The sequence below is a fragment of the Oerskovia sp. NPDC057915 genome, assembly GCF_042887685.1.
In the GTDB taxonomy this organism is placed as follows: Bacteria; Actinomycetota; Actinomycetes; order Actinomycetales; family Cellulomonadaceae; genus Oerskovia.
The window spans coordinates 85,657-98,955 of sequence record NZ_JBHVOS010000008.1; the positions used below are offsets into that span (position 1 = coordinate 85,657).

A 13,299-nucleotide genomic window follows, 5' to 3' on the forward strand; every position below is an offset into this window, starting at 1 on the left:
GTCAGCGACGTTCCGTCGCCGCGTGGGCAGGGATCGGGGTCGCCTCGACGATCCCGCGGACGACCTGCTCGGTCGTGCGTCCCGCGAGCCGGGACTCGGTCGACAGGATCAGGCGGTGCGCGAGCACGGGCTGCGCCAGCAGCTGGACGTCGTCGGGCAGGACGTGGTCCCGGCCGGCCATCGCCGCGACGGACTTCGCGGCACGCAGGAGCTGGAGCGAGGTGCGGGGCGACGCACCGAGCTTGAGCCCCGGGTGCTCTCTGGTCTGGGTCACCAGGTCCAGGACGTAGCGCTTGACGGCGACCGAGGCGTAGACCGACCGCGCGACCTGGGCGAAGCGCAGGATCGTCGCGCCGTCGACCACCGGCTCGATGTGCTCGAGGGGCGTGTCCGACTCCTGGCGGTCGAGCATCTCGAGCTCGGCGTCGAGGTCCGGGTAGCCGACCGTGAGCCGGGCCATGAAACGGTCGCGCTGTGCCTCCGGGAGCGGGTAGGTGCCCTCCATCTCGACCGGGTTCTGCGTGGCGACGACGAGGAACGGGCGGGGAAGCCGGTGGGTGGTCCCGTCCACGGTCGTCTGCCCTTCCTCCATGCACTCGAGCAGGGCGGACTGCGTCTTGGGCGAGGCACGGTTGATCTCGTCACCGATGACGATGTTGGAGAACACCGGACCCCGGCGGAACTCGAAGTCGTGGGTCTCCGTGCGGAAGATGTTGACCCCGGTGAGGTCGCTCGGGAGCAGGTCCGGGGTGAACTGGATGCGTCCGACCTGGCAGTCGATGGTCCTGGCGAGCGCCTTGGCGAGGGTCGTCTTGCCGACGCCGGGCACGTCCTCGAGGAGGAGGTGCCCCTCTGCGAGGAGGACGGCCACGGTGAGGTGGACGAGCTCGGGCCGCCCGGAGATCACCGACTCGATCCGGGTCCGGATCCGCCCTGTCGCCTCGACGAGCTCCCCGAGAGGATCGATCCCGTCGCGCCGTGGCGCGGTGGAGTAGTCGGTGAGCACGAGAACCTCCGTTGGTCACGCCTGGCGTCTGGAAGGTCGAGCCTAGTTGACCATTCTCCCCACTTCCCTCCACGTCCGGATCCCGGGACCGGCAGCGTGGGGGTGCAGCAGGGGGACGAGCCGGGCGTACGGCGCGAAGCGCCCGTACGTGCCTGGTGCGGCGCGCGTCGCGCCCCACGCCGAACCATGTGCCCTGACCTGCGGAGATTCTGCGAAGAGGGGTGAAATGGCGTGCATATCCCGGGCCTGGTGGAGGCTTGTGGAGTACTGTGGAGGACGAGGGAGCGGGAGGGGAGGTGGAGTCTGGTGAACGAGTCGTTCGGCGGTTCTCCGAGCCTGCTCCTGGGGACGTACACCCCTCGGCTCGACGACAAGGGGCGGCTCATCCTGCCTGCGAAGTTCCGCGGTCAGCTCGCCTCCGGTCTGGTCATGACGCGGGGGCAGGAACGGTGCTTGTTCCTCCTGCCGATGGACGAGTTCCGCCGGATGTACGACCAGATCCGCCAGGCCCCCGTCACCAGCAAGCAGGCGCGGGACTATCTCCGTGTCTTCCTCTCGGGAGCCAGTGACGAGATCCCGGACAAGCAGGGCAGGATCTCGATCCCGGCCGCGCTGCGGACGTACGCAGGACTCGACCGCGACGTCGCCGTGATCGGCGCGGGCACCCGCGTCGAGATCTGGGACGCCGCGGCGTGGGAGGCGTACCTCGCCGACCAGGAGGCCGAGTACGCGGCGACGGCCGAGGAGGTGCTTCCGGCGTTGCGCTTCTGAGCCCACGGCCCGGGCCCGCCCGGGACGAGACACGAGACACGAGCACGAGCAGCACTGAGCAGCAGGTGACGAGGCTCCGCACGATGAGGCCTCCTCCCGCCCGGTCTGGCGCACTTCCCCGGCGCCAGAAAGGACGCGGAGGGAGACCTGATCGGGTGGGGCCGCGAAGCAGCAGGACGGCGTTCCCCGGCAGTACAACAGCTGCAGCAGCGACAGGCAGCTGGCAGACCGCACGACAGACAGGCACCGCACCACATGCTCCACCCCTCATCGACCCGACGAGGACCCACCAGGAAGGAGGCGTCATGACCACACCTCGCAGCACGTCAGGATCAGGAGCGGGGGACCGCCACGTCCCGGTCCTCCTGCAACGGTGCGTGGACCTCCTCGCCCCCGCCCTCGCCGAGCCCGGCTCGGTGCTCGTCGACTGCACGCTCGGGATGGGCGGCCACACCGAGGCGGTGCTCGAGCAGGTGCCCACCGCTCGTGTGGTGGGGATCGACCGCGACCCGCAGGCCATCGCGCTCGCCTCCGAGCGGCTCGCCCGGTTCGGTGACCGCTTCCAGGCCGTGCACGCCGTGTACGACGAGATCGGGGACGTCCTCGGGGACCTGGGGCTCTCCGCCGTGCAGGGCGTCCTGATGGACCTCGGTGTCTCGTCGCTGCAGATCGACGAGTCGGAGCGCGGGTTCTCCTACGCCCAGGACGCGCCGCTCGACATGCGCATGGACACGACGACGGGCATCACCGCTGCGGACGTCCTCAACACCTACGACGAGCGCGACCTGACGAGGATCCTGCGGGAGTACGGGGAGGAACGGTTCGCGCAGCGGATCGCGCGGGCCGTCGTCCGTCGTCGTGAGGTCGAGCCGTGGACGCGCAGCGCCGCGCTCGTGGACCTCGTGCGTGCCAACATCCCGGCCGCGACCCGCAAGACCGGGGGCAACCCTGCCAAGCGCACCTTCCAGGCGTTGCGGATCGAGGTCAACGGCGAGCTCGAGGTGCTCGAGCGTGCCGTCCCGGCCGCGGTCGACGCCCTCGCGGTCGGTGGCCGGATCGTGGTCGAGTCCTACCAGTCGCTCGAGGACCGCATCGTCAAGCGGGAGCTCGCGCGTGGTGCGACGTCCAGCGCGCCGGCAGGGCTGCCCGTCGAGCCCGAGACCCACAAGCCGTACCTCAAGCTGCTCGTCCGTGGTGCCGAGGAGGCTCCGCCGGACGAGCTCGAGCACAACCCGCGCTCGGCCTCGGTGCGACTGCGCGCCGCCGAGAGGCTGCGTCCCACACCTGACCATCTACGCCACCGCCCGCGAGGGGAGAACAAGCCATGAGCCCACGACAGGCCGCCGCTCGGCCTCTGACGTCGTCCAGCCCTGCCCCTGCCCCGACCCGCAGGCCGTCGCTCACCGCCCTGCCGGGAGGGGCCGCGGGGCGGTCCCACCGCCCACGGCTCGAAGCGGTGCGCGCGCCGCTGCAGGTGCGCTCACGGGTTCCCTTCCTGGTCCTGTGCATGTCGATCCTCGGTGCTGCGCTCCTGGGGGCGCTGCTGCTCAACACCACCATGGCCAAGGGGTCCTACCAGCTCTCCGACCTGCGGACCCGGGCGGGCGTGCTCGAGCAGGACACGCAGTCCTTGCACTCGCAGCTGCAGGCCGCAGCGACGTCGCTCCCCAGCCGCGCCGGCGCGCTGGGCATGGTCGAGTCCGATGCGCCGACGATGCTCCGCCTGTCCGACGGTGCGATCGTGGGGGCGCCGGAGGCAGGGAGCACCCCGTGACGCGTGGGGCGGACCGGCCGGGGCGTGGCGAGCAGCCGCGCCGGGTCGGCCCGTCCCGCACGAGCACGTCGACCCGGTCGTCGGGCGAGGCGGCGGGCCGTGGCGCGACGCCGCGCTCCTCGACGCCGGGCGAGGCGCCTCGGACGACGCCTGGCCGGGCCGTGAGGAAGTCGTCGCCGGCACGCGGGGCGAGCGCCGCGCCGGGATCGGCCGTGGGGCGCAGCGGTTCGGGACGCGGCACGGGTCTCGGTCGACCTGCCGCTCCGGCCGTACCCGCCCCGGGGCGTCCGGAGCACCGTCAGCGCTGGATCATGGGTATCGCCCTGGCAGTGCTGCTGGTCTTCACGGTCCGCCTGGTGTACGTCCAGGTCGTGATCGGTCCGGGTCTCGCCCAGGCCGCCGAGAACCAGCGCACGCAGTCGCACGTGACGATGGCGCACCGGGGTGACATCACGGACGCCGACGGCGTCGTGCTGGCCACGTCGATCGACCGGTACACGGTCTCGGCGGACCAGAAGACGATCCCGGACTTCGTCCCGTCGGCGAGGCACACGGTGGACGGGAAGAAGGTCGAGGGCACGGGAGCGGTCGCGCTCGCGAGGCTGCTGGCGCCCATCCTCGACCGCTCGGCGCCCGAGCTCGCGGCCCAGCTCAGCGGGACGAACGGTCGGGTCAACCGCAACGTGGTCCTCAAGAAGGAGGTGGTCCCGGAGGTCCAGCGCCAGATCGTCGAGCTCGGCGTCTCGGCCTACATCAGCACGAAGCTGACCACCGAGCGCACCTACCCGGCAGGTACCACCGCCGGGAACATCGTCGGGTACGTCGGCGCGAAGCCCTCGGAGGACGGCGTGACCGAGCAGGTCGTGGGGCTCGGGGGCATCGAGGCGACCTACGACGACCTCCTCACGGGGACGCCCGGCACCGAGCTCTTCCAGCGGGCGGGCGGCGCGGGCGGCGTGCGCATCCCCGGCAGCACCCGGGAGAGCGTCGAGGCCGTGCCGGGAGACTCGGTGGCGCTGACCCTCGTCCGCGACATCGGGTGGAAGGCGCAGGACTCGATCGACAAGGCGGTCGCCGAGACGGGGGCCGACTACGGCATCGCGGTCGTGCAGGACGTCAGGACCCAGGAGATCCTCGCCCTGGCGGACTCGGGAGCGATCGACCCGAACGACCGGTCCAGCTCGCGCGTCGCGGACGGCAGCCGTGCCGTCAAGGACGTCTTCGCCCCGGGCTCGACGGGCAAGGTGATCACGATGGCGGCCGTGATCGAGGAGGGGCTCGCGACCCCTGCCAGCCAGTACGAGGTCGGGTACACCTACACGACGGCGAACGGTGAGACGTTCAAGGACTCGCACCAGCACGGCCTCGAGAAGATGACGCTCGCGGGCATCCTCGCCCAGTCGTCCAACACGGGGACCGTCATGGTGGGTCAGGACCTGCCCAAGTCGGTCCGGGAGGACTATCTCCGTGGGTTCGGGTTCGGGTCGAAGACCGGGCTCGGGCTGCCGGGCGAGTCCGCCGGTCTGCTCGCCCCGGCCGAGAAGTGGGACGGGCGCACCGAGTACGCGGTCCTGTTCGGTCAGGGGCTGGCGGTCAACGCCGTCCAGGCCACGAGCGTCTTCTCGACGATCGCCAACGGCGGCACGCGCGTGGCCCCGACCCTCCTGAAGGGCACGACCGGTCCGGACGGGGTCTTCACCCCGGCACCGCCGAGAGCGACGACCCAGGTCGTCTCGGAGTCGACCGCGGACCAGGTCCTGCACATGATGGAGGCCGTGGTCCAGGACGGCTCGGGTGCTGCGGCGGCGATCGACGGCTACCGGGTCGCGGGCAAGACGGGCACGGCGGAGGAGGTCGGTGCCAACGGTCGGCTCACGGACATCATGGCGTCGTTCATCGGCGTGGCCCCCGCGGACGACCCGCAGTACACGGTCGCGGTCTTCCTCAAGAACCCGCGCACGACGATCTACGGCGGGCTCGTGGCGGCCCCGGTGTTCAAGGACGTGATGGGCTTCACGCTCCAGCACATGAACGTCCCGCCCAGCTCGAAGGTCGAGGAGCCCTACGCGACGGAGTGGTGAGCAGCCGGCCCGCGGCCGCTCCGCCGCCGGAGCGCCGGAGCGCCATAGCGCCGGGAGCGCCCGGATCCCCCCGAGCATCCGGGCACCGGAGCACGCCCGACGCCGCGTCGCCGGGGCCCGCTGGCACCGTCGGCCCGAGGAGGGGCGGGGTCGCCCGGGTGCTCCGGGCACGCGGTCCTGGGGGTGCGTCCGCGGACCGTTCTGTGGGGGTTCCCACACGGGCTGCCCCGGCGCGCGCCAAGGACGCCGAGCGTGCGTGAAGGTCCCGTGAAGTACCCGGTCCGGGCGTCCTCGCCGACCGGCCGAGAGCCTGGCGCACGGTAGGTTCTACTCGTGACATCCCCGATCGACCGCCTTCGTCCCGCCACGTCCGTGCACCGCACGGCCCGGGAGCTCGCGACCACCTTCGGCCTTGCCGTCGCCGCCGGGGGGACGGCGTCGGGCCAGGGGCCGGAGGCCCTCGGCGCGGCCGAGATCTGGTCCGTGGCCTCGGACAACCGCGTCGTCGCCGACGGCGACCTCTTCGTCGCCCTGCCCGGTGCGGGCACGCACGGCGCGAGGTTCGCGAGCGACGCGATCTCTCGTGGTGCGCGCGTCGTGCTGACGGACCCGCAGGGGGCGCGGCTGCTCGCCGAGGCGGGCGAGAGCCGCGTGCCGGTCCTCGTGACCGAGGACCCGCGCGCCGTCCTGGGCCGCGTCGCGGCCTGGGTGTACGGGGAGCCCGCGACGCAGCTCACGACGTTCGCCGTCACGGGTACCAACGGCAAGACGACCACGACCTACCTGCTGGACCACGTCCTGCGCACGCTCGGCTGGAAGGGCGGCCTGATCGGCACGGTCGAGATGCGCTCGGGCGACCGTGTCCTGCCGAGCCGCCTGACGACGCCCGAGGCGGCCGACCTGCAGGCCCTGCTCGCCACGATGCGCGAGGACGGCGTCGGGACCCTCGCGATGGAGGTCTCCTCGCACGCGCTGTCGCTGCACCGCGTGGACGGCATCGTGTTCGACGTGGCGGGCTTCACCAACCTGAGCCAGGACCACCTGGACTTCCACGGCGACCTCCAGGAGTACTTCGAGGCCAAGGCCGCGCTCTTCACGCCGCAGCATGCCCGTCGGGGCGTGGTCGTGGTCGACGACGCCTGGGGGCGGCGGCTGGCCGAGGTCGCGACGATCCCCGTCTCGACGCTCGCCGTCACGAGCAGCACCGACAGCACCAGCAGCACCGACAGCACCGACAGCACCAGGGCAGTCGCCGACTGGACCGTGTCCGACGTGCGTGCCGTCGACGCGGCCGCGGGGACGGGGAGCACGTTCGTGCTGCGCCACCGCGACGGACGCGAGGTGCGCACGTCGACCGCGCTGCCCGGGGGGTTCAACGTGGCGAACGCGGCGCTCGCCCTGGCCATGGTCCTCGAGGCGGGCGCGGACCCGCGCGACGTCGCCGCGGCGCTCGACGCGGCGGACGGCGTGAGCGCCCAGGTCCCTGGACGCATGGAGGTCGTGGGCACCGCGCCACGTGTCGTGGTCGACTTCGCGCACAACACGGACGCGCTCTCGCTCGCCCTGGCCGCGCTGCGCCCGACGACGACGGGTCGCCTCGTCGTGGTCTTCGGGGCGACCGGCGACCGTGACAAGGGCAAGCGACCGAGCATGGGGGCGGTCGCGGTCGAGGGTGCCGACGTGGTCGTGATCACGGACGACGACCCGCACGGGGAGGACCCGGCAGCGATCCGCGCCGAGGTGCTCGCCGGGGCGAGGGCGGCACAGCAGGCCGCGGAGGCGGCCGAGGGCTCAGGAGGGCGCGACGCCGTCGGGCACGGGGGAGCGCCGCGTGCGCGCACCGTGGTCGAGGTCGCGCCGCGGGCCACCGCGATCCGTGACACGATCCGGGAGGCCGCGCCCCAGGACACGGTCCTGGTCGCGGGCCGGGGCCACGAGGTCTGGCAGGAGATCGCCGGGGTGGACCACGCCCTGGACGACAGGGTGGAGGCGCGTGCCGCACTGGCCGCGCGCCACGAGACGACGAAGGAGCACGGAGAATGATCGAGCTGACTGCGGCGGAGGTCGCCGCAGCGACCGGTGGGCGGCTGGCCGCCGACCCGGACGTGAGGGTGACCGGCTCGGTCGTCGTCGACTCCCGCCTGGTCCGCACGGGATCGCTCTTCGTGGCGCTGCCCGGCGAGCACGTCGACGGGCACGACTTCGTGCCGGTCGCGGTCGACAAGGGGGCGGCGCTCGTCCTGGCCGCCCGTGACGTGGACGCGCCCGCGGTCGTCGTGGAGGACGTGCAGACCGCGCTCGGTGCCCTGGCGCGCGAGGTGCTGCGGCGCCTGCGAGCCGAGGGCGACCTCCGGGTCGTCGGGATCACCGGGTCGGTGGGCAAGACGACCACGAAGGACCTGCTGGGCCAGCTCCTGACGCCCCACGGGCGCACGGTCGTGCCGAGGGGCTCGTTCAACAACGAGATCGGTCTGCCCCTGACCGTGCTCGAGGCCGATCCCTCGACCCGCTACCTGGTCCTGGAGATGGGCGCGAGCGGTCTGGGGCACCTGACCTACCTGACGCGGATCGCGCCCCCGGACGTGTCCGTGGTCCTGGCGGTGGGCAGCGCCCACCTGGGCGAGTTCGGCGGGATCGAGGCGGTGGCGACGGCCAAGGCCGAGATCGTCACGGGCCTCGCCCCGGGGGGGACGGCCGTGCTCAACGCGGACGACCTGCGCGTGGTCGCGATGGCGGACGTCGCGCCCGGACCCGTCGTGACGTTCGGGACCATCCCCGCGGCCGACGTGCGTGCCGAGAACATCGGGATGGACCGAGCCGGGTGCGCGTCGTTCGACCTGCGCGTGCGCGGCGTCGAGGAGACCTTCCCGGTCCAGCTCCGGCTCGTGGGCGAGCACCACGTCACCAACGCGCTCGCAGCCGCCACCGCGGCGGTCCGGCTCGGCCTCGACCCGCGGGTCGTGGCCGCGGGCCTGGCCGAGGCGACCGCGATCAGCCCGCACCGCATGGCGGTCACGCAGCGCCCCGACGGCATCACCGTGATCGACGACTCGTACAACGCGAACCCCGACTCGATGCGCGCGGCCCTCAAGGCCCTCGCGGTCATGGCGGGGCGCGAGCGCAGGTCGGTCGCCGTCCTGGGCGAGATGCGAGAACTCGGGCCCGACTCGCGCGCCGCTCACGACGAGATCGGCCGTCTCGTGGTCCGATTGAACATCAAGCTGCTCGTCGTGGTCGGTGACGGTGCCGGCGGCATCCACGACGGCGCCACCCAAGAAGGGTCCTGGGGCGATGAGACTCGGTTCGTGCCCGACGTCGAGGCCGCGTCCGCGCTGCTGCGCGACGAGCTGCTGCCGGGCGACGTGGTCCTGGTGAAGTCCTCGAACGGCTCGGGTCTGTGGCGCCTGGGCGACGAGCTCGCCGGTGAGGTGCACGCATGATCGCGATCCTCGTCTCCGCGTGCGTCTCGCTGCTCGTGGCCCTCCTGGGCACCCCGCTGTTCATCAAGTTCCTGATCCACCGCAACTACGGTCAGTTCGTCCGCCAGGACGGCCCGACGGCGCACTTCACCAAGCGCGGTACGCCCACCATGGGCGGGGTCGTCATCATCGGGGCGACCCTGATCGGCTGGGCGATGTCCTACGTCGTGTCCTCGATCGTCTCGGACACGCCGAGGACGCCGAGCGTGTCCTCGCTCCTCGTGCTGTTCCTCATGACGGGGCTGGGGCTGGTCGGCTTCTTCGACGACTTCACGAAGATCCGCAAGCAGCGCAGCCTGGGGCTGTCCCCGCGGGCCAAGATCGTCGGCCAGGGGGTCGTGGGCGTCACGTTCGCGGTCCTGGCGCTCCAGTTCCCCAACGAGAACTTCCGGACCCCGGCCTCGACGCACATCTCGTTCCTGCGGGACACGAACCTCGACCTCGCGTTCGCGGGGGCCACGGTCGGCCTCATCCTGTTCGTCCTGTGGGCCAACTTCCTCATCACGGCGTGGTCGAACGCGGTCAACCTGACGGACGGCCTCGACGGCCTGGCCACGGGCGTGTCCGTGATCGTCTTCGGCAGCTACATCCTCGTGAGCATCTGGCAGCTCAACCAGAGCTGCCAGATCCTCGACGCCGCCGGGCCGCGCTGCTACGAGGTCCGTGACCCGCAGGACCTGGCGATCGTCGCCGCGGCCATCATGGGGGCCTGCGTCGGCTTCCTGTGGTGGAACGCGAGCCCCGCGAAGATCTTCATGGGCGACACCGGGTCGCTCGCTCTGGGCGGCGCGCTGGCCGGCCTGACGATCCTGTCCCGCACCGAGGTGCTCGCGGTCATCATCGGCGGCCTGTTCGTCATCATCGTGCTGTCCGACGTCATCCAGATCGGGTACTTCAAGATGACCGGGAAACGCGTCTTCAAGATGGCGCCGCTGCACCACCACTTCGAGCTGTCCGGCTGGGGAGAGGTGACCATCGTCATCCGGTTCTGGCTGATCGCGGGACTGTTCGCGGGCCTGGGGCTCGGGATCTTCTACGCCGAGTGGGTGGTCAGCTAGTGTCCGACACCGCCGCCCACGCGCTGCGTGTCCCGTGGGAACGGGCGCGCGTCCTGGTCGCCGGGCTCGGGGTCTCGGGTCGTGCCGCGGTCGCCGCGCTGACGCCTCGGGCGGCCTCGGTCGTCACGGTGGACCGTGCGGCGCCCGACGCCGACGTGCAGGACGCCACGCGCGTCGACCTGGCGACGATCGACCTGGTGGTCGCGTCGCCCGGGTGGGCGCCGTCGTCGGACCTGCTGGTCGCTGCCCGGGAGGCGGGCGTGCCCGTCTGGAGCGAGGTCGAGCTCGCCTGGCAGCTGCGCACCCCGCGCGCCGACGGGTCGTACGCGCCGTGGCTCGCGGTCACGGGGACCAACGGCAAGACGACCACGGTCGAGATGCTCACGTCGATCCTGTCCGCCGCAGGGCTGCGGGCCGCCGCGGTGGGGAACGTCGGCACGCCGGTCGTGACCGCCGCGCTCGATCCCGACCTCGACGTGCTCGCGGTCGAGCTCTCGAGCTTCCAGCTCCACTTCACGCACAGCATGTCGGCCCAGGCCGCGGCCGTGCTCAACGTCGCGCCCGACCACCTCGACTGGCACGGCTCGCTCGACGCCTACGCGGGCGACAAGGGCCGCATCTACGAGCGTGCCCAGGTGGCCTGCGTGTACAACGTGGCGGACGCCCGGACCGAGCACCTCGTCCGGGAGGCCGACGTCGAGGAGGGGGCCCGCGCGGTCGGCTTCACGGTCGGGGCGCCCGCCCGGGCGCAGCTCGGCGTGATCGAGGACGTCCTGGTGGACCGCGCGTTCCACACGGCCCCCGACGACCCGGCACGGCACCGCAGCGCGCAGGAGCTCGCGACGTTCGCGGACCTCGCGCACCTCGCGGGGCCAGACGGCGTGGTGCCCGTCCACGTCGTCGCCAACGCCCTCGCGGCCGCCGCGCTCGCCCGGGCCCACGGGGTCGACGCACGCGCCGTCCGGGACGGCCTGCGCTCCTTCAGCCCTGGCGCCCACCGGATCGCGCACGTGGCGAGCGTCGACGGGGTCTCCTACGTCGACGACTCGAAGGCGACGAACGCGCACGCCGCGGCCGCGGCGCTCGGTGCCTTCGCTGCCGGGTCCGTCGTCTGGGTCGCGGGCGGCCTGGCCAAGGGGGCGACGTTCGACGAGCTCGTGCGTTCGCGCCTGTCGAGGCTGCGCGCGGTCGTGCTGATCGGGACCGACCCCGAGCCGCTGGCGGGTGCACTGGCCCGACACGCACCCGATGTCCCCGTGGTCCGCGTCGATCCCGGTGACACTGGGACGGTGATGCAGCGCGCGGTGTCCAGCGCCCGCGGACTCGCCGTCCCCGGGGACACGGTCCTGCTCGCGCCCGCGTGCGCGTCGATGGACCAGTTCGCGTCCTACGCGGCCCGGGGCGACGCGTTCGTGCGCGCCGTCCACGACCTGACAGGTTCCGAGACCGAGCTGGAGGGGTAGCCCAGTGGCCCAGACGACGAGTGGGCGAGGGCCTGCGTCCCGCTCGGCCGCGGGCCGCACCACGCCGAAGCCCCCTGCCTCGGGTGACGCCCGACCGGGAGCCGCTCGCCAGGCCGGGAGGCCGGCACCCACGAACCCTGTCCGGACGAAGGGGAGCGGGACGGGGGGAGCGGTGCGACCTCGGACGGAGGCGGGCACCGGCGCCGCCGGGACGCCCCGGACCACCGGCGCTGCGACGCCTCGGGCCACCGGTGCCGGGAAGCCGACGGGCACCCCCAGGACCACCGGGAGGGCCAAGCCCGCGGCGCGCTCCACGGGCACCGCCGCGACGGGCCTGCTCGGCCGGCGCAAGGACGCCGCGAAGGCGGGCACCCCCCGCAGTCGGGCGCGCGCGACCAAGCGGGCGACCGTCCAGGAACGTGCCTGGCTCGGTCAGTGGGACAGCGCGGTGACGAGCTACTACCTGCTGGTCGGCGCGACGACCCTGCTCGCGATCATCGGCCTGGTCATGGTGCTGTCGAGCTCGGCCGTCACGGAGATCGCCGCGGGCCGCTCGCCGTACCAGGCGTTCTTCACCCAGGCGCGGTTCGCCCTCATGGGGCTGCCCGTGCTGCTCGTCGCGACCCGGTTGCCCACGAGCTTCTACCGGCACGCCGCCTGGCCGCTCCTGGGTTTCAGCCTGCTCCTCCAGGTGCTGATCTTCAGCCCGCTCGGCAAGGAGGTCAACGGCAACCTGAACTGGCTGAACTTCGGCTCGTTCTACGTCCAGCCCTCGGAGCCGGCCAAGCTCGCGCTCGCGGTGTGGCTCGGGGTGGTGCTCGGCCGCAAGCAGCGGTTGCTGGGTTCGTGGAAGCACGCGATCGTCCCGGCCGTCCCCGGCTCGCTGCTGGTCATGGGTCTGGTCCTGGCGGGTCACGACCTGGGCACCATGCTCGTGATCCTGCTGCTCGTCGCGGGCGCGTTCTTCGTCGCCGGTGTCGACTGGAGGCTCCTCGCGACGGCGGGAGGCATCGCCGCACTGGTGGTCGGCGTCGGGTTCGTGGCCATGCAGGAGAGCTCCAACCGCACGAGCCGCTTCCTCGCGACCTACGCGGGCGTCTGCGACACGACCGACGCGAACGTGGGCACGGGGTGCTACCAGTCGGTGCACGGCCTGTGGGCCCTCGGGACCGGCGGGTTCGGCGGCGTGGGCCTGGGGGCGAGCCGCGAGAAGTGGAGCTATCTCCCCGAGGCGCACAACGACTTCATCTTCGGCGTGATCGGCGAGGAGCTGGGCCTGCTCGGCACGCTCCTCGTCCTCGCGCTCTTCGCGGTGCTCGGGCTCGCGATGAGCCGCGTGATCCGTCGGCACCCGGACCCGTTCGTGAAGATCACGACCGCGGGCATCGCGTGCTGGATCGTCGGGCAGGCGTTCATCAACATCGGTGTCGTGATCGGCATCGTCCCCGTCATCGGCGTCCCGCTGCCCCTGGTCTCCTCGGGCGGCTCGGCACTCATCACGACCATGGCCGCGCTCGGCGTCGTCATCTCGTTCGCGCGCGACGAGCCGGGGGCGCGCGAGGCGCTCAGCGCCCGGGGGAGCGTGGTGCGCAGGTCGCTCGCCGTCGTCGGGCACGCCGGGCGACGCGCCCTCCCGCGCCGACGCTCCCAGCAGCGATGACCGCGGG

General features: G+C 72.5%; 10 protein-coding genes. 9 read left to right on the top strand and 1 reads right to left on the bottom strand.

Annotation, left to right across the window (positions count from 1 at the left end):
• Position 1 precedes the first annotated feature (1 nt).
• Positions 2 to 1,006 (bottom strand): AAA family ATPase, encoded by a 1,005-nt coding sequence (locus ACFVQ3_RS07365; RefSeq protein WP_387636948.1) that lies wholly within the window; start codon positions 1,004 to 1,006, stop codon positions 2 to 4.
• Between the two features lie 336 nt (positions 1,007 to 1,342).
• Between ACFVQ3_RS07365 and mraZ the strand changes: the two genes are divergently transcribed.
• The 9 genes from mraZ (at position 1,343) to ACFVQ3_RS07410 (ending at position 13,292) form a co-directional block, all read left to right on the top strand.
• Complete coding sequence (mraZ, locus tag ACFVQ3_RS07370) at positions 1,343 to 1,777, top strand: division/cell wall cluster transcriptional repressor MraZ (RefSeq protein WP_191795696.1); 435 nt, start codon at positions 1,343 to 1,345, stop codon at positions 1,775 to 1,777.
• Between the two features lie 305 nt (positions 1,778 to 2,082).
• Positions 2,083 to 3,105 (top strand): 16S rRNA (cytosine(1402)-N(4))-methyltransferase RsmH, encoded by a 1,023-nt coding sequence (gene rsmH, locus ACFVQ3_RS07375; protein ID WP_387636950.1) that lies wholly within the window; start codon positions 2,083 to 2,085, stop codon positions 3,103 to 3,105.
• Complete coding sequence (locus ACFVQ3_RS07380; protein WP_387636953.1) at positions 3,102 to 3,551, top strand: hypothetical protein; 450 nt, start codon at positions 3,102 to 3,104, stop codon at positions 3,549 to 3,551. The genes rsmH and ACFVQ3_RS07380 overlap by 4 nt, the downstream gene beginning before the upstream one ends.
• A gap of 311 nt (positions 3,552 to 3,862) precedes the next feature.
• Positions 3,863 to 5,632: a peptidoglycan D,D-transpeptidase FtsI family protein gene (locus tag ACFVQ3_RS07385; protein ID WP_387636955.1), complete on the top strand. Its 1,770-nt coding sequence runs from the start codon at positions 3,863 to 3,865 to the stop codon at positions 5,630 to 5,632.
• 333 nt (positions 5,633 to 5,965) lie between these two features.
• Positions 5,966 to 7,675 carry a UDP-N-acetylmuramoyl-L-alanyl-D-glutamate--2,6-diaminopimelate ligase gene (locus tag ACFVQ3_RS07390; RefSeq protein WP_387636957.1) on the top strand — a complete coding sequence of 570 codons (1,710 nt, stop codon included), beginning with the start codon at positions 5,966 to 5,968 and terminating at the stop codon, positions 7,673 to 7,675.
• Positions 7,672 to 9,072: a UDP-N-acetylmuramoyl-tripeptide--D-alanyl-D-alanine ligase gene (gene murF / locus ACFVQ3_RS07395; RefSeq protein WP_387636959.1), complete on the top strand. Its 1,401-nt coding sequence runs from the start codon at positions 7,672 to 7,674 to the stop codon at positions 9,070 to 9,072. Before ACFVQ3_RS07390 ends, murF begins: the two co-directional genes overlap by 4 nt.
• A complete protein-coding gene (mraY, locus tag ACFVQ3_RS07400; RefSeq protein ID WP_387636962.1) occupies positions 9,069 to 10,169 on the top strand; it encodes a phospho-N-acetylmuramoyl-pentapeptide-transferase in 1,101 nt (366 codons plus the stop codon). The genes murF and mraY overlap by 4 nt, the downstream gene beginning before the upstream one ends.
• Entirely contained in the window at positions 10,169 to 11,632 is a 1,464-nt protein-coding gene (murD, locus tag ACFVQ3_RS07405) for a UDP-N-acetylmuramoyl-L-alanine--D-glutamate ligase (RefSeq protein WP_387636964.1), read from the top strand. Before mraY ends, murD begins: the two co-directional genes overlap by 1 nt.
• A 334-nt stretch (positions 11,633 to 11,966) precedes the next feature.
• Positions 11,967 to 13,292 (top strand): putative peptidoglycan glycosyltransferase FtsW, encoded by a 1,326-nt coding sequence (locus tag ACFVQ3_RS07410; protein WP_387637106.1) that lies wholly within the window; start codon positions 11,967 to 11,969, stop codon positions 13,290 to 13,292.
• Positions 13,293 to 13,299: the final 7 nt, after the last annotated feature.

Excerpts from the sequence above, each read along its gene's own strand:
- rsmH (WP_387636950.1), top strand. The coding sequence starts at position 2,083 with ATGACCACACCTCGCAGCACGTCAGGATCAGGAGCGGGGGACCGCCAC.
- ACFVQ3_RS07385 (WP_387636955.1), top strand. The coding sequence starts at position 3,863 with ATGGGTATCGCCCTGGCAGTGCTGCTGGTCTTCACGGTCCGCCTGGTG.
- ACFVQ3_RS07380 (WP_387636953.1), top strand. The coding sequence starts at position 3,102 with ATGAGCCCACGACAGGCCGCCGCTCGGCCTCTGACGTCGTCCAGCCCT.
- mraY (WP_387636962.1), top strand. The coding sequence starts at position 9,069 with ATGATCGCGATCCTCGTCTCCGCGTGCGTCTCGCTGCTCGTGGCCCTC.
- murF (WP_387636959.1), top strand. The coding sequence starts at position 7,672 with ATGATCGAGCTGACTGCGGCGGAGGTCGCCGCAGCGACCGGTGGGCGG.